We start from the raw sequence: 16,283 nt of genomic DNA on the forward strand, positions 1-16,283 counted from the left end.
GGATCAAAAATTTGGAACAGATCAAATATGCAGGGGAGCATTTACTTCCCGGACAATTGGGGCATTTTTTCACGATTCTCGCTTTTGTAGCTTCCATGGTGGCTACCGTTGCATATTTCTGCAGCGTTCAGCAGAAAGATGAGCTGAAAAAAGCTTCCTGGCTGAAAATGGGCCGCTGGGCCTTTATCGTCCAGGCCTTTTCGGTATTCGCCGTTTTCGGCATTCTCTATTACATCATTTCCCATCACTATTTTGAATACAAATACGCCTGGCAGCACTCCAGCCGCGATCTTGAAGTGCAATACCTCCTCAGCTGTTTCTGGGAAGGGCAGGAGGGCAGCTTCCTGCTCTGGAGCGTGTGGCACAGCGTATTGGGGCTTATCCTGATCAGGACCGGCAAAAAATGGGAAGGCCCGGTGATGACCGTGCTGGCCTTTGCGCAGATCGGCCTGGGCACCATGCTGCTCGGCATTTACCTCGATCTTCCCTGGTTCGAGTACAAAGTAGGCAGCAGCCCCTTCATCCTCATGCGCCAGGACGCGCCGGATTCGCCCATCTTCATGAACCCGAACTACCTGCAGTTCAAACAATTCGTAGACGGCAACGGCCTCAACGTATTGCTTAAGAACTACTGGATGGTGATCCACCCGCCGATCCTGTTCCTGGGCTTCGCTTCCTGCATCATACCTTTTGCATACGCCGTAGGCGGCCTCTGGACGCGCAATTACGGAGACTGGGTGAAACCCGCCATGCCCTGGGCACTGTTCGCCACCATGGTGCTCGGCACAGGCATTATGATGGGCGCCGCATGGGCTTATGAATCGCTTACATTCGGCGGTTACTGGGCCTGGGACCCCGTGGAAAACGCTTCCCTCGTGCCCTGGCTTACGCTGGTGGCCGGCGTGCACACCATGCTGGCATACCGCAGTTCCGGCCACGCGCTGCGTTCCACCTTCTTTTTCTTTATCATTTCCTTCGTACTGATCCTGTATTCCACCTTCCTCACACGCAGCGGCATACTGGGCCAGACTTCCGTGCATTCGTTTACGGACCTGGGCATGAGCGGCCAGCTGCTCATCTTTATGGGCATCTTCACCATCCCTGCATTCTGGATGCTGATCGCGCGGAATAAAGACATTCCGAAGATCGTGAAGGAAGAAAGCACCTACAGCCGCGAGTTCTGGCTGTTCGTGGGCGCACTGATCCTGATGGTGAGCGCCGTGCAGATCACCTTCACCACTTCTATTCCCGTGTGGAACAAACTGCTGGACCTGTTCGGCCTGAAAAAACTCTTCAACCTCGAAGACTTCGCGCCGCCCACCGATCCCGTGTTCCACTACAACCAGATCCAGATCTGGCTGGCCGCCATCGTGGGCACGCTCACGGCGGTGGTGCAGTACATGAAATACAAAGACACGCCGAAAGGCACGCTCTGGAAAAAACTCGCCTGGCCCACCATCATTTCCGCGGCGCTTACCGTGCTGATCGGCTGGCTCGGCAAGGTGAACTACAACGAATTCGGCCCTGGTTTCCTCGTGGCCATCTACCTGATGCTGTTTGCCAGCGTATACGCCGTGGTGGCCAACACCGGTTATATTTTCGCGGTGCTGAAAGGCAAGACCAAAGCTGCGGGCGCTTCCGTGGCGCATATCGGATTCGGCCTCACGCTGCTGGGCATCCTGATCTCCTCTTCCAAAAAAGAAGTGCTGAGCGTGGACAAAATGAACATGCTGGCGGGATATTTCACCAAGGAAAGCGGTCAGAAAAGCCAGGAGAACACCCTGCTGCCCAAAGGCCTGCCCGTGCAGATGGGCCCTTATTTTGTGACCTATCGTGGCGATTCCATCGGCACGGCGGATAAGGAAAAGACCTTCTTTATCGTGGACTACGAAAAGAAAGAAAGCCTGAATGCCGCTCCCACAGAGCGTTTCACTCTCTACCCAGACGCGTATCTCAACGTGAAAGGCCAGGAAGGCCAGCTGTCGCCCAACCCGGATTCCAAACATTACCTCACCCGCGATATTTTCACCTACGTGACCCTCGCGCCCATGAAAGGCGCGGTAACAGACACGCTGCCGTATGAAAAACACACCATCGCGCAGGGCGATACCATTTTCTTTTCCAAGGGCTTTATGGTGCTTACCGCGCTAAAAACCGGCCCCGAGCAAAAAAATTACAAACCCGAGCCGGGAGACATTGCCGTGGGAGCCGAAATTTTCGTGCATACCCGCGAAAACGGCGATTTCAACATGCGCCCGGTATATTTTATCCGCGACAGCACTTTCCAGGGCAACGTGCCGGACACCATCGCTCCCCTGAGCCTGGCCGTGCGTTTCACGAAGATCCTGCCGAACGACAACAAAGTAGAGCTGGAAATAAAGGAAAGCCGCGACCCGATGGATTTCATCGTGTTAAAAGCGCTGGTTTTCCCGTACATCAACGTGTTGTGGATCGGTATCATCGTGATGATCATCGGTTTTGTGATGAGCATCCGCCAGCGGATGAAAGGCGCCAAATAAAAGATTTTACGATATGATCGTACAGGGCGGCCTCCACGGGCCGCCCTTTTTGTTATCTTAGCGGATAAACCCTACATCCTATGCGCCGCATTATAAGAACAACTTTTGTAGTCATCGCTTTACTCGTGATCGTGTATTTTCTCGGTCCCAAACCCGCGCCGCCGGCCCTTGGCGGCGCCCTTCCCGGCGTGCCCGGCGAGCCGGAGCGGCTGGAGGCCTATATCGGTCAGAAAGAAGCCCTGCACCGCCTTCGCCCAGGCAACGAGGCGCGTATTGTATGGGCAGGGGAAGAAGGGCTTAAAACGCCTTACAGCGTGGTGTACCTGCATGGTTTTTCCGCCAGTGAAAAAGAAGGGGACCCCGTTCACCGCGATTTCGCTAAACGAAACGGCTATAATCTTTATCTCTCCCGCCTCGACCAGCATGGCATCGATACGACCGACGCGCTGGAGAACATGACCGCGCAGGGCCTTTGGGAAGACGCGAAGGAAGCCCTCGCCATCGGCAAACAGCTGGGCAACAGGGTGATCCTGATGGGCACTTCCACCGGCGGCACGCTGGCATTGCTGCTGGCCGCCCAATACCCGAACGACGTGGCAGCGGTGATCAACCTGAGCCCGAACATCGCCATCAACGAACAAATGATCGGTATGCTCGATGAACCCTGGGGACTGATGGTTGCGCGGCTGGTGAAAGGCGGCAAATACAATGAATACAAACCGGAGAACCCGGAGAAAGCGAAATACTGGTATACCAAATACAGGCTGGAGGCCGTTGTAGAACTGGAAAACCTGGTGGAGCACACCATGAAGCCGGAAACCTTCGCGCGCATTCACCAGCCGGTGCTGAACCTGTATTTTTATAAAAATGAAAAGGAACAGGACCCCACCGTAAAAGTGTCCGCCATACTGGACATGCATCGCGAGCTGGGCACGCCGGACAGCCTGAAGCGCGCCGTGGCCATCCCGAACGCCGGGGCCCATGTGCTCGGCTCCAGCATTACTTCCGGCGATGTGCCGGGCGTGGAAGCCGCCATCAACAGCTGGTGGGAGGAGGTTAACAGGAATCGGAACTAATTCGTATCTTGGGAAAGATCAGGGTTTATTATTAATCGTCTTTTGACCGTGCTTCGCAATCTGCTCATCATTTGTACATGTCTCCTGTGCCTGGCAGGCTCCGCTGAGGCCCAGCGGCGCACCGCCACAGACACCGTGGCCGTAGCGGCGGTATTGTACGGCAGCGACACGATCCCTTCCATCACCCTCCGCATTTTCGACGTTTACGACAAACTGCCCAAACGCCTGCGCAAACAGCGCGAGCGCTGGACGAGGCTACGCAATGCCGTGTACGTAACATATCCCTACGCAGTGTCTGCGGGGCGCGTTCTTAAAGACGTGAACCGCGATCTGCAAACCATGCCCAACAAAAAACAGCGCAAAGCCTACCTTGCCTCGAAAGAAAAACTGCTCAAAGCAGAGTTTGGCGATAAACTTGAGAACCTGTCCGTATACCAGGGCAAAGTGCTCATGAAACTCATTCACCGCGAAACCGGCGAAAACTGCTACGACATTGTGAAAGAGCTGAAAGGCGGTTTCAGCGCGCGGATGTACCAGACCGTCGCTTTTTTCTTTGGCGGCAACCTCAAAAGCGAGTTCAATACGCAGGACGACCGCGATATCGAGCAGATCGTGCAGGAGATCCAGTTATACAACCGTTTTTACTGATAGTTTGCTGATTTGGAACATCTCCCCATATACCCGACCTTTGCACCGGCAAAATTTTAAAGGAACATGAAACTGGATATACTGGCGATAGCCGCACACCCGGACGATGTGGAATTGTCCTGTGCGGGCACACTGATGGTACATGCAAAACAGGGCCTGAAAACGGGCATTATAGACCTTACCCGCGGCGAGCTGGGCACCCGCGGCACGCCCGAAGGCCGCATCCTGGAAGCGCAAGAAGCCTGTAAAGTAATGGGCGTGGACGTAAGGGAGAACCTTGGCCTGGCGGACGGTTTTTTTCAGAATACCCGCGAAGACCAGCTGAAAGTAGTGGCCGCGATCCGCAAATTCAGGCCGGAGATCGTGCTGGCCAATGCGGTAGACGACCGGCATCCCGACCACGGCCGGGCGGCGCAGCTGATCAGGGACAGCGCTTTTTTGGCGGGGCTCCGCAAGATCGAGACGTTCGACGGGAACGGCCAGCCGCAGCAGGCCTGGAGACCGAAGCAGGTGTATCATTTTATCCAGGACCGCTACAGCCAACCCGATTTCGTGGTGGACATCAGCGGGGTGATAGAACAGAAGCTGGCGGCGATCAAATGTTTTAAAACGCAGTTCCTGGCTGAAAAAGACCACGAGCCGCAGACCTACATCTCTTCCCCCGAATTTTTCGACAGCGTGGTGTACCGCGCCAAAATGCTCGGTAAAATGGTGGGCGTGGCGTATGCGGAAGGGTATACTTCCGCGAAAATGCTGGGAGTGAAAAGTTTGATGGATTTCATCAACGAAACGACCTGATCTTGTCTGATTGAATTATTCGGCCACCGGGAAGCTCCGGTGGCTTTTTTATTGGATGAACGTGAGGGGAGGAAGGAGGTATAAAAACACCCGGGGCCGGCCACCCGGTTTGCACCTGTTGGCCAGCCCTTAATTTTATGGCTGGCTGAACGCCTTTTGAAATGTTAAGTTGTGATAGGGGCGAAAAAGCCCGTTTGCTGATGCCGGCGGTCCGCCGGGTGTGGCAAATGGTTTCCTGTTCCGCTTTTTCAGGCGGAATTTTTCAAAATACGGTACAATGGGACCCGCTGCAGGGATGGTACATTGACAAAGAGGGGGCGCTCTTTTGGGTTGTACTTGTCACCTGCCTAAACTAGATGAATAAATCCTGTGTAGCGTCAAATTCATCTTGTTTGTTGATGCTGTTTTTGATAAACGGAATCAAAGCAAGGCCAACCGTAAGGATCACTAAGAGTATGTTCTTCAATTTCATAACCAGTCGTTTTATTCTTGCTGTATATATAACTAAATAACGTGCCAAAAGGTTACGTGTTTTTACGGAAAACAACCATGATTTTTTATATGGAAAAGCTTGTAAATCCGCAAGTTGTTGCTGGTTAAGGATTTGCTTGTACAGACATCTATGGAAAGTTAAAATAGTATAGATGAAATCGATATGATATCTTTATAAATCTATTTGATTTTACCCTTTTTGAACAGGAACTTTGCGCCGGCTTTACGAAATAGCGTAACATTTCGCGAAATAGCATAGCAAAAATCAATAAATCAGAGATAGTATCATGAAAAATGCAGTTTTATCAGTAGGGGCGCAATTCCCGGAATTCGCAAAAAAGGCAGTTGTTTCCATCGAGAAAGGCAAAGAGTTTTACGAGATCTCTTCCGAAGAGATCAAGGCATCCGGGAAATGGATGGTGATGTTCTGGTGGCCGAAAGACTTCACATTCGTATGTCCTACCGAAATCGCTGAGTTTAACAAACATTACCAGGACTTCGCAGACCGCGATGCGGTGCTGATCGGCGCCTCCACAGACAGCGAGTTTGTGCACCTGGCCTGGAGAAAAGATCACGACGACCTGCGCGGCCTGCAGTTCCCCATGCTGGCGGACACATCCAAATCCCTGGCAGACGAACTGGGCATCCTGGAAGAAAATGAAAAGATCGCTTACCGCGCTACTTTCGTGGTAGACCCTAACGGCATCGTTCGCTGGACTTCCGTGTACGACCTCTCCGTAGGCCGCAACGTAAAAGAAGTGATCCGCGTGATGGACGCCCTGCAAACGGACGAGCTGTGCCCCTGCAACTGGCAGAAAGGCGAGGCAACCCTCAACGCTTAATCCAACGACGGAATTTTTACCGGGCAGTGCGCTGCCCGGTATTTTTTAAACTGAAACAACATCGAAATATGTTTGCTACCAATACGCAGGACACTGCGCAACAAATACTGCAGGCCGTAGGTCTGCCTTCCGCCGAAGTGCCCGCCAAGCTGGCCGCCCTGGCCGCGGTGGATGCGCGTTACCTGAAAGACCTGAAGATCAACGTTACCAATGCGCTCGAAGCGGCTACGCTGAGCAAAAAAGAGGCGTACCTGCTGGGTTTTGCCGTAGCGGTGAACGAAAAACAGCCCGCGCTGCAGTCCGGCTTCGAGCAGCTGGCCCTGGCCGCCGGCGCAACGGACAAGGAAGTGGCCGAAGTGGCGAGCTGTACGTCGCTGATGAACGCGAACAACGTGTTTTACCGTTTCCGTCATTTCGTGAACAAGGAATTTTACACGAGCGCGCCTGCGGGCATCCGGATGAGCATTATGGCAAACCCGGTGATAGGGAAGGAGTTTTTCGAGCTGGTGAGCCTGGTGATCTCGGCGCTGAACGGTTGCGAGATGTGCGTGACCTCTCACGAGGACGCTTTGCTGAAACACGGCACGGAGCAGCAGCGGATCATGGACGGGGTGCGCCTGGGCGCGGTGGTGAAGAGCCTGGTGGTATTGCTGTAAGGATAAAATCGTCTAATTTATTAGACAGTTCCGAATTATGTGAATAAAAAGAATTCGCATAATTTGATATTTACATAAAATAGTGCGACTTTTGCAGTCCAAAATTTTTTAGAATCATGGCTAGAGTATGTCAGGTGACAGGGAAAAAACCGATTACAGGTCATCATGTTTCCTTCTCAAACATCAAGACAAAAAGAAGGTTTCTGCCCAATCTGCAAACCAAGCGTTTCTTTTTGGCGGAAGAAGATCGTTGGATCACTTTGAAAGTGTCTGCCGATGGTCTGAGAACCATTAACAAACGTGGCCTGTACGCCGTAGTGAAAGATCTGCGCGCTGAAGGTAACAAAGACATCTAATTCATTAAGGATCAACTTAATAAGAATAAAAAATGGCAAAGAAAGGAAACAGGGTGCAGGTAATCCTGGAGTGTACAGAGCATAAGAACTCTGGTATGCCCGGCACTTCCCGCTACATCTCCAACAAGAACAAGAAAAACACTCCGGAACGCCTGGAGCTGAAGAAGTACAACCCTATCCTGAGGAAGGTGACTGTACACAAAGAAATCAAATAAGGTCAACTTTAATTGTTGGCAGTTAATCGATTAAGGTTCTTACGATTAGCTCCTGAATGATTAACGACCTACGATTAACGCTTAACTTTTTATAATATGGCAAAACAAGCTTCTAAAAACGCGAAGGTAAAAGATACAAAGGCCGCAGCTGAGGCTAAAGTGTGGACGAAAGTGATCAAAGCTGCCCGTTCTCCCAAGACCGGCGCTTATACCTTTAAAGAGCAGATCATCCACAAGGATAAAGTGCAGGAGTTCTTTAAGTAATTAAGTAATTCGGCTTTACTAAATATACTGCAAAAGCTGTCCTTTACCGGACGGCTTTTTGTGTTTTGACGAAAATGTACATTCAACATTTCCCGCCTTTCTCCGCTACATTCTGTATTTTCGCCTACATTTATTATTCAAGATCGTTTTGTTATGGGTTTTTTTGATAAACTCTTTTCCCGTGAAAAGAAAGAAAGTCTGGACCAGGGCCTGCAAAAAACAAAAGAAAGTTTCCTCTCAAAAATAGGCCGCGCCATCGCCGGCAAATCCACCGTAGACGCAGAAGTGCTCGACAATCTCGAAGAAGCGCTCGTGGCAGCGGACGTAGGCGTGGATACGACCGTCCGGATCATCAGTCAGATCGAGGCGCGCGTTGCGAAAGATAAGTACTTGAATACGAGTGAATTGAACAGGATATTGCAAGAAGAAGTGTCGGCCATACTGGTAGACGCGCCAGATAGCGGTTTCCGTGACTTCGACGTGCCCGCAGGGAAAAAGCCTTACGTGATCATGGTGGTAGGCGTAAATGGGGTGGGGAAAACCACCACCATCGGCAAACTTGCCTATAACTTCAAAAAAGCGGGTAAATCGGTGCTGCTCGGCGCCGCCGATACCTTCCGCGCCGCCGCCGTGGATCAGTTGACCATCTGGAGCGAAAGGGTAGACGTGCCGATCGTAAAACAACAAATGGGCTCAGACCCTGCCGCCGTAGCGTTCGACACCGTGCAAAGCGGCGCCGCCCGCAATGTGGACGTGATCATCATCGACACGGCCGGCCGCCTGCATAACAAACTCCACCTGATGGACGAGCTTAGCAAGATCAAACGCGTGATGAACAAGGTGATCCCGGACGCGCCGCACGAAGTGCTGCTGGTGCTGGACGGTTCCACCGGTCAGAATGCGCTGGAACAGGCACGGCAGTTCACGGCCGCAACGGAAGTTACCTCGCTGGCCATCACCAAACTCGACGGTACGGCCAAAGGCGGCGTGGTGCTTGCCATTGCCAACCAGTTCAAGATCCCGGTGAAATACATCGGTATAGGGGAGAAAATGGAAGACCTGCAGGTGTTTCATAAAGAAGCGTTTGTAGATACGCTTTTTAGTATAAATGACTGATTTTTAAATTTTTATAGTAAGGGCCGGGAGTTTTGCTTCCGGCTTTTTTATGTTTATGGATTTCCCCCCTACCGCATCTTTCCTGAAAGCCTAAACCTATGAAGATGATTCCCCTTTTTCTACATGCTGCTTAAGTCAACTTCGGGGACATGCCCCGGGAGCGGCGCGACAGCGTGATGGCAGCCATAGTCCCATGGCCCTGACCCTTCCGCTAATTATCAACTATTTATACACCCTGCACTACGAATGCATCTATTTGTTAAATTTGGTATCATTTTTTCTCTTTTTGTATTGTTTATTGTTTCACCCTTTAACAATTCGCGTTTATGCAGTTGCAATCCATAGATCGAGTTGAGCATATTACAGCAGAAGAATTCAGGACCCGCTACTACGAACCGCGTAAACCCTTGATCATTACCGGATTGTCCAAATCCTGGCCCGCCTTTCAAAAATGGACTTGGGCTTACTTCAAATCGCTGGTGGGAGACAAGACCGTAGGCGTTTACAATAACGAGCGCGCCGGCGCCAAAACCCTGGTGAACGGGGCAGACGATTACATCACCTTCGGCGAATACCTGGACATGATCCAGCAAGGCCCGGTACAGCTCCGCATTTTCCTCTTCAACATCTTTCAGCACGCGCCCCAGCTGGTGAACGATTTCACCTGGCCGGACGTGTTCGTCAAAGGGTTCCTGAAAAAATACCCGATGCTTTTCGTGGGCGGGGCCGGCTCCATCGCTCATATGCATTACGACATTGATCTCAGTCACATTTTCCATACCCAGTTCATCGGCCGCAAACGTGTGCTACTGCTCGAAAACAATCAGTCTGACCTGATCTACCGCATGCCCATGACGGTGGAAAGCGCCGCCAGTTTTGTGAACTGGAGCGAACGGCTGGACGAGCAGAAATATCCCGCGCTGCGTTACGCCAAAGCTTACACCACCGTGCTGGAGCATGGGGAAACCATGTTCATGCCCGGTGGTTACTGGCACCATATGGAATACCTGGACGGCGGTTTCGCCATGAGCCTGCGCGCGCTCGACCAGAGCATCAGCGGCAAGCTGAACGGTTTGTATCACATCGCCGGCCTGCGCAGCATGAACAACCTGCTGATCAAAATGGCGCCGGAATGGTGGTACCATTACAAAAGAAGAGTGGCCAACGAACGCGCCGAAAAAGCCATGCGACGTGTGCTCGCCTGAAAAATCATGTTATAACAATAAATTAACCCCCGGGTAATGGATAAACCTGTGTAATTCAAATTATTTCATTACCTTTGCAACTTCTCAAGACCTCCACTTAGGCTCATAGTCACTCCAAACAGCTTGCCTGCTGTATTTCCCGAGCGTGTCTGCGTGTCTTCGTGGCAAATTCTAAAAATTGCTATTTGAAGACAAGAACTTTAAAGAAAGACAAGGTTAATATTATCACGCTGGGGTGTTCCAAGAATATGGTTGATTCCGAGGTTTTAAGCGGTCAGCTTAAAGCGAACGACATCGATGTGGTGCACGAAAACGCCAAACGCGATCATAACATCGTGGTGGTGAACACCTGCGGCTTTATCGACAAGGCCAAGGAAGAATCGATCAACACCATTCTCGACCAGGTGGAGCTGAAAAGCCGCGGCAAGCTGGACAAGGTTTTTGTGACCGGCTGCCTCAGCGAGCGTTACCGCGGCGACCTGGAAAAGGAGATTCCCGGTGTGGACGCATGGTTCGGCACCATGGAGCTGCCCCTCATCCTCAAAAAATTTGACGCGGACTATAAAGCCGAGCTGGTGGGCGAGCGTTTGCTGAGCACCCCGTCTCACTACGCTTACCTGAAAATTTCCGAGGGCTGCAACCGCACCTGCGCTTTCTGCGCCATCCCGCTGATGCGCGGCCAGCACGTATCCAAGCCCATCGAACAGGTGGTGGCGGAAGCGGAAAAGCTGGTGAAAAGCGGTGTGAAGGAGATCATGCTCATCGCGCAGGAACTTACCTATTACGGTCTCGACCTGTACAAACAACGCCGCCTGGCCGAGCTGCTGCACGCGCTGGCGGACGTAAAAGGGCTGGAATGGATCAGGCTGCATTACGCCTATCCCACCAAATTCCCGCTCGAAATACTCGACGTAATGCGCGAAAGGGACAATATCTGCAAATACCTCGATATGCCCCTCCAGCACATTGCCGACCCGATGCTTAAAGCCATGAAACGCCAGATCACCCGTAAGGAGATATTCGACCTGGTGCAGACCATCCGCGAAAAAGTGCCCGGCATCTGCCTGCGCACAACGCTGATAGCCGGCTTTCCCGGTGAAACGGAAGAAGACGTGGAAGACGTGAAACGTTTCCTGGAAGAAGTTAGGTTCGACAGGGTAGGCGTGTTCACTTACAGTCATGAGGAAAACACTTCCGCGTACGAGCTGGAAGACAATATCCCCGCCGAAGAAAAAGAACGCCGCGCGCAGGATATCATGGAAACGCAGCAGGAAATTTCCCTGGAAAAGAACCAGGAAAAAGTAGGAAAAGTATTTAAAGTATTAGTAGATAAAAAAGAATCCGGCCGATACCTGGGCCGCACGGAGTTCGATTCGGTAGAGGTGGATAATGAAGTGATCATTAACACGGACAGGAAGTTGAAACCCGGAGATTTCGTACAGGTTAAAATTACCAAGGCGTTCGACTACGACTTGGAAGGAGAGCTGGTTTAAAAGTTTCACAACTGATTGTACCGGCGTATTGATCACCCGGCCTGTTAAAAAACAAGCGGGCCACCGAAAAAAATTAAATGACAACATTCGAATCATTAGGACTGCAGGAAAACCTGCTCAAGGCAGTAACGGACCTCGGTTTTGTGAACCCCACCCCGATCCAGGAAAAAGCCATCCCCGTATTGCTGGGCGGCGACCGCGATTTTGTGGGCCTGGCACAGACCGGCACCGGTAAAACCGCTGCTTTTGGTCTTCCCCTGCTCCATCAGCTGGACCTTAAAGTGCGCCAGCCCCAGGGCCTTATTTTGTGCCCTACCCGTGAGCTTTGCTTACAGATCACCAACGATCTCAAGAATTTCTCCAAATATCTCGGCGAAGTAGGCATCGTTGCCGTATACGGCGGTACTGCCATCGGCCTGCAGCTGCGTGAGCTGAAACGCGGCGCCCACATCGTAGTGGCTACGCCCGGCCGCCTGCTCGACATCATCGAGCGCGGCGCCATCAACTTCGACAATGTGCGTTATGCTATTCTCGACGAAGCGGACGAAATGCTGAACATGGGCTTCCAGGAAGACATCAACAGCATCCTTTCCAACACGCCCGAAAGCAAGACCACCTGGCTGTTTTCCGCCACCATGCCCGCCGAAGTGCGCAGGATCGCCAAAAACTACATGGAAGATCCTTTCGAACTGACCGTAGGCAGCAAAAACAGCGGCAATGTTAACATCGAGCACGAATACTATGTGGTTCGCCCCCGCGACAAATACGCCGCGCTGAAACGCATCGTAGACTTCAATCCCGAGATCTTCGGCATCATCTTCACCCGCACCAAGATAGAATCACAGGAAATCGCCGAATCGCTCATCCGCGACGGTTACAACGCCGACGCGCTGCATGGCGACCTTACCCAGCAGCAGCGTGATAAAGTGATGAAACGTTTCCGTGAAAAATCCATCCAGGTGCTGGTAGCTACCGACGTAGCCGCCCGCGGCATCGACGTGGATAACGTGACGCACGTGATCAACTACGAGCTGCCGGACGACGTGGAGAACTACACCCACCGCAGCGGCCGTACCGCGCGTGCTGGCCGTTCCGGCGTGTCTATCGCCATCATCGGCGGCAGGGACATCGGGAAGATCCGCCAGATCGAGCGCGTGCTCGGCAAAAAATTCGTGAAGGCCGAAGTGCCTGACGGATTCGCCGTTTGCGAAAAACAACTTTTCGCGCTCGTGCATAAAGTACACAACGTAACCGTCAACGAAGAACAGATCGACCCCTACCTGGGACGTATATACGAAGAATTTGCAGACCTGTCTAAAGAAGACCTGATCCGCCGCTTCGCTTCCCTGGAGTTCAACGAGTTCCTCGAATATTACGAAAACGCACCTGACCTGAACGTGAAGGAAGAACGCCGCGGCGACGAGAACTCCATGAGCAACCGTTTCTCCGGCAAGTTCACCCGCCTGTTCATCAACCTCGGTTCCGTAGACAATTTCACCCGCGGCGACATGCTGCGCTTCCTCTGCGACAACACCGGGCTGCGTGGCAACAAGATCGGCCGCATCGACCTGAAAGGCGTATACTCCTTCTTCGAAGTGGAGAACGATGTCGTTGAAAAAGTACAGCAAAGCTTCACCAAAGTGGAATACAACGGCCGTTCCGTAAGGATCGAAACCAGCCAGGACGGCGACAAACGCAAGTCCGGCGGCAGCGGTTACCGTTCTTACGGCGACAAGCCCCGCAAAACCTGGTCTGGCTCCGAAGACGGCGGTTTCCGCCCCCGTCGCGAGTTTTCCAAGAGCGGCAGCGGCGGTGGTTTCCGCAGCAAACGCTCGTAATCCCGGTCACGGATAAATAAATTCAACCCGCAGGCGATAGTTTGCGGGTTATTTTTTACCTTGTATGAAAGCATTTCAGCAAGGTATGGCGACCCAACAAAAGAAAAACATCATTCCACGCGACGAGGAACCCTTCCGCAAGCTGGAAACAGTAGAACCCTTTTCATTATTCTCGGCGAAGGACATCCAGTTATTCCAGGAAGGCGCGCACGACCGCCTTTATGAGAAATTCGGATCGCATATGCTCAGTTACGAAGGGGTGGACGGCACCTATTTCGCCGTTTGGGCTCCCAATGCCGCCTTTGTGTCCGTCATCGGCGACTTCAACGGCTGGAATACTTACAGTCATACCCTTTTCCCCCGTTGGGACAAATCCGGCATATGGGAAGGTTTTGTGCCGCACCTCAAGGAACACACGCTTTACAAATACTTCATCCGCTCCAATTCCGGCGAAGAGCTGCGCAAGGGCGACCCTTTCGCCAACCATTGGGAAGTGCGGCCCAAAACGGCTTCCGTGACCACCACGCTGCAATACAAATGGAAAGATTCGGCCTGGATGAAAAAACGCGCCTCGAAGAACAGCCTGATGAGCCCGTTTTCCGTCTACGAAGTTCACCTCGGCTCCTGGCGCAGGCCGGACGCGAACGACCATGAAGTGTTTTATACCTACCGCGACATGATCGCCATGATGGTGCCCTACGTAAAAGAGATGGGCTTTACCCACGTAGAGTTCATGCCCGTGATGGAACACCCCTTCGACGGCTCCTGGGGGTACCAGCTTACAGGCTTTTACGCACCTACCAGCCGTTACGGCTCGCCGCAGGATTTTATGGCGCTGATAGACGCGTTCCACCACGCCGGCATCGGCGTGATCCTCGACTGGGTGCCTTCCCATTTCCCGTACGACGATCATGGCCTGTACCGTTTCGACGGCAGTCATTGTTACGAATACGCCGACATGCGAAAAGGTTTCCACCCGGACTGGAACAGTTACGTGTTCAACTATGCCCGCAACGAAGTAAAGTCGTTCCTCCTCAGCAACGCCTGTTTCTGGCTGGACAAATTCCATATAGACGGCCTGCGTGTAGACGCTGTGGCCTCCATGATCCACCTCGATTATTCCCGCAAGGCAGGCAGCTGGGAGCCGAATGTGCATGGCGGCAACGAAAACCTCGAAGCCATTGCCTTCCTGAAAGCGCTGAACTCCATCATTTATTCCCGTTTTCCAGACACGCAGACCATCGCGGAGGAATCCACTTCCTTCTACGGCGTATCGCGCCCGGTGTTCATGGGCGGCCTGGGTTTCGGTATGAAATGGATGATGGGCTGGATGAACGATACGCTGGACTATTTCAAAAAAGACCCGCTTTTTCGCAAATGGTACCATAACCAGATCACTTTCAGCATCATGTACGCCTTCAGCGAGAACTTCATGCTCCCGCTCAGTCACGATGAAGTGGTACACGGCAAAAGCCCGCTGATCTATAAAATGCCCGGCGACGACTGGCAGCAGTTCGCCAACCTGCGGCTGTTGTACAGCTACATGTTCATGCATCCCGGCACCAAACTGCTGTTCATGGGCGGCGAGTTTGGCGACACGAAGGAATGGAACTTCAAGTCCGAGCTGGGCTGGCACCTGCTGCAGCACCCCACGCATGCGGGTTTACAGCAGTACGTGAAAGCGCTGAACCAATTGTATACCTCTGAGCCGGTTTTGTACCAGCTGCAGTTTGACGCGAAAGGTTTTGAATGGGTGCACCTGGCGGACCAGGAAAACAGCATCCTGGTGTTTGCGCGTAAAAACGACAAAGGAGAGGTGCTGCTGGTGGCGTTGAACATGACGCCCATTCCCCGGGAAAATTACCCGATCGGTATTCACTGGGGGGAAGATTTTGAGGAAATTCTCAACAGCGATGCCCCGGAGTTTTACGGCAGCGGAGTGATCAATACCGGCAAGCTGAAACCTGTTCCGGGGAAATTCGGCAAACCCTACGATATCCACCTGCGCCTGCCACCCCTCGGCGCTTCCATTCTCAAGAAAACAGGGCGCCAAACGAAAACTGGCGCCTGATGAAAACCGGCGCCTGATGAATGTCTCGCATGAAAAAATAAACTGGGCAATGGGTTTCGTGGCAACGGGCTCAGTATTTTTTCATGCGAGACATTCATCAGGCTGTGAGCTGGGAAAACTAGGTATTTCACTGACTGGATAATTGGAATGGTGAATTTGGTTGTCGTTTGTCTTGATGGAGATTACCGGCTTGCCTTCCTTTTTTATTGAACTTATTGACAAAGCAACGTTCCTTGCCTCGGGTGTTAACATGTCGGTTTCCTTTCTTTCTGATCCTCTCCAATCCTCCCCAATCAATTTATTACCAATCCATTATTATAATATTAGCAGGCTGCTAGGCATAACAAGCCATAGCCAATAACCTCTGCTTTCTACTATTCAGCCCCGGTTGTTAATGCTTTTGGGGAGGAAAAAATACTGAGCCCCTTGCCCGGAAGCATACAGCCCAGTTTATTTTTTCCTCCCCAAAAGCATTAACAACAAAATTATTAACGGAGATTAAACTTTTGCGAAAACGCAGGGTCGAAGTAGGTGCCGCAATAAGGAACTGTGAGAATGCGTTTTATAGTACCATTATTTTCAATGACCATTATTTCGAAATACAACACGGACATCATTTGTTAGTAACCGCCTGTAAGTAACCGTAATGATGCCGGACCATATAAGAGCTTTAACCGGGTTGAAAAACTATCAC

Annotated in this window: 14 protein-coding genes; all 14 read left to right on the plus strand. The window is 52.0% G+C overall.

Annotated features, from left to right (window positions below; translation table 11 throughout):
- Window positions 1-11: 11 nt before the first annotated feature.
- The 14 genes from ccsA to glgB all read left to right on the plus strand — a co-directional run bounded on the left by ccsA (window position 12) and on the right by glgB (window position 15,589).
- The gene (gene ccsA, locus J7I43_RS16940; protein WP_209147040.1) at window positions 12-2,519 is read left to right on the plus strand and encodes a cytochrome c biogenesis protein CcsA; all 2,508 of its coding nucleotides are present in this window, start codon (window positions 12-14) and stop codon (window positions 2,517-2,519) included.
- 80 nt (window positions 2,520-2,599) lie between these two features.
- Window positions 2,600-3,595: an alpha/beta hydrolase gene (locus J7I43_RS16945; RefSeq protein WP_209147041.1), complete on the plus strand. Its 996-nt coding sequence runs from the start codon at window positions 2,600-2,602 to the stop codon at window positions 3,593-3,595.
- A gap of 48 nt (window positions 3,596-3,643) precedes the next feature.
- Complete coding sequence (locus J7I43_RS16950; RefSeq protein WP_209147042.1) at window positions 3,644-4,243, plus strand: DUF4294 domain-containing protein; 600 nt, start codon at window positions 3,644-3,646, stop codon at window positions 4,241-4,243.
- Window positions 4,244-4,309: 66 nt separating this feature from the next.
- Complete coding sequence (bshB1, locus tag J7I43_RS16955) at window positions 4,310-5,041, plus strand: bacillithiol biosynthesis deacetylase BshB1 (RefSeq protein WP_209147043.1); 732 nt, start codon at window positions 4,310-4,312, stop codon at window positions 5,039-5,041.
- Between the two features lie 779 nt (window positions 5,042-5,820).
- Window positions 5,821-6,375: a peroxiredoxin gene (locus tag J7I43_RS16960; RefSeq protein WP_209147044.1), complete on the plus strand. Its 555-nt coding sequence runs from the start codon at window positions 5,821-5,823 to the stop codon at window positions 6,373-6,375.
- A 68-nt stretch (window positions 6,376-6,443) separates the two neighbouring features.
- On the plus strand, window positions 6,444-7,031 hold the full coding sequence (locus J7I43_RS16965) for a carboxymuconolactone decarboxylase family protein (RefSeq protein WP_209147045.1): 588 nt from the start codon (window positions 6,444-6,446) through the stop codon (window positions 7,029-7,031).
- A 116-nt stretch (window positions 7,032-7,147) separates the two neighbouring features.
- Entirely contained in the window at window positions 7,148-7,387 is a 240-nt protein-coding gene (gene rpmB, locus J7I43_RS16970; protein ID WP_209147046.1) for a 50S ribosomal protein L28, read from the plus strand.
- A 32-nt stretch (window positions 7,388-7,419) separates the two neighbouring features.
- Window positions 7,420-7,602, plus strand: a complete 183-nt coding sequence (gene rpmG / locus J7I43_RS16975; protein ID WP_120514459.1) for a 50S ribosomal protein L33 — start codon at window positions 7,420-7,422, stop codon at window positions 7,600-7,602.
- Between the two features lie 96 nt (window positions 7,603-7,698).
- Complete coding sequence (locus J7I43_RS16980; RefSeq protein WP_209147047.1) at window positions 7,699-7,866, plus strand: DUF4295 family protein; 168 nt, start codon at window positions 7,699-7,701, stop codon at window positions 7,864-7,866.
- 153 nt (window positions 7,867-8,019) lie between these two features.
- Window positions 8,020-8,982 carry a signal recognition particle-docking protein FtsY gene (gene ftsY, locus J7I43_RS16985; RefSeq protein ID WP_209147048.1) on the plus strand — a complete coding sequence of 321 codons (963 nt, stop codon included), beginning with the start codon at window positions 8,020-8,022 and terminating at the stop codon, window positions 8,980-8,982.
- Between the two features lie 326 nt (window positions 8,983-9,308).
- Window positions 9,309-10,187 carry a cupin-like domain-containing protein gene (locus tag J7I43_RS16990; RefSeq protein ID WP_262898757.1) on the plus strand — a complete coding sequence of 293 codons (879 nt, stop codon included), beginning with the start codon at window positions 9,309-9,311 and terminating at the stop codon, window positions 10,185-10,187.
- Between the two features lie 185 nt (window positions 10,188-10,372).
- The gene (rimO, locus tag J7I43_RS16995) at window positions 10,373-11,680 is read left to right on the plus strand and encodes a 30S ribosomal protein S12 methylthiotransferase RimO (RefSeq protein ID WP_209147050.1); all 1,308 of its coding nucleotides are present in this window, start codon (window positions 10,373-10,375) and stop codon (window positions 11,678-11,680) included.
- Between the two features lie 77 nt (window positions 11,681-11,757).
- Complete coding sequence (locus J7I43_RS17000) at window positions 11,758-13,518, plus strand: DEAD/DEAH box helicase (RefSeq protein ID WP_209147051.1); 1,761 nt, start codon at window positions 11,758-11,760, stop codon at window positions 13,516-13,518.
- A gap of 85 nt (window positions 13,519-13,603) precedes the next feature.
- A complete protein-coding gene (gene glgB, locus J7I43_RS17005) occupies window positions 13,604-15,589 on the plus strand; it encodes a 1,4-alpha-glucan branching protein GlgB (protein ID WP_209147052.1) in 1,986 nt (661 codons plus the stop codon).
- The last annotated feature ends 694 nt before the right edge of the window (window positions 15,590-16,283 follow it).

Origin of the sequence: Chitinophaga chungangae (genome assembly GCF_017742215.1) — a bacterium.
Taxonomy (GTDB): domain Bacteria; phylum Bacteroidota; class Bacteroidia; order Chitinophagales; family Chitinophagaceae; genus Chitinophaga; species Chitinophaga chungangae.

Bases quoted from the DNA above. Each gene is read 5' to 3' on its own strand.
- rpmB (WP_209147046.1), top strand. From the start codon at position 7,148: ATGGCTAGAGTATGTCAGGTGACAGGGAAAAAACCGATTACAGGTCAT.
- J7I43_RS16965 (WP_209147045.1), top strand. From the start codon at position 6,444: ATGTTTGCTACCAATACGCAGGACACTGCGCAACAAATACTGCAGGCC.
- J7I43_RS16960 (WP_209147044.1), top strand. From the start codon at position 5,821: ATGAAAAATGCAGTTTTATCAGTAGGGGCGCAATTCCCGGAATTCGCA.
- ftsY (WP_209147048.1), top strand. From the start codon at position 8,020: ATGGGTTTTTTTGATAAACTCTTTTCCCGTGAAAAGAAAGAAAGTCTG.
- bshB1 (WP_209147043.1), top strand. From the start codon at position 4,310: ATGAAACTGGATATACTGGCGATAGCCGCACACCCGGACGATGTGGAA.
- J7I43_RS16980 (WP_209147047.1), top strand. From the start codon at position 7,699: ATGGCAAAACAAGCTTCTAAAAACGCGAAGGTAAAAGATACAAAGGCC.
- J7I43_RS16945 (WP_209147041.1), top strand. From the start codon at position 2,600: ATGCGCCGCATTATAAGAACAACTTTTGTAGTCATCGCTTTACTCGTG.
- glgB (WP_209147052.1), top strand. From the start codon at position 13,604: ATGGCGACCCAACAAAAGAAAAACATCATTCCACGCGACGAGGAACCC.
- J7I43_RS17000 (WP_209147051.1), top strand. From the start codon at position 11,758: ATGACAACATTCGAATCATTAGGACTGCAGGAAAACCTGCTCAAGGCA.
- J7I43_RS16990 (WP_262898757.1), top strand. From the start codon at position 9,309: ATGCAGTTGCAATCCATAGATCGAGTTGAGCATATTACAGCAGAAGAA.
- rpmG (WP_120514459.1), top strand. From the start codon at position 7,420: ATGGCAAAGAAAGGAAACAGGGTGCAGGTAATCCTGGAGTGTACAGAG.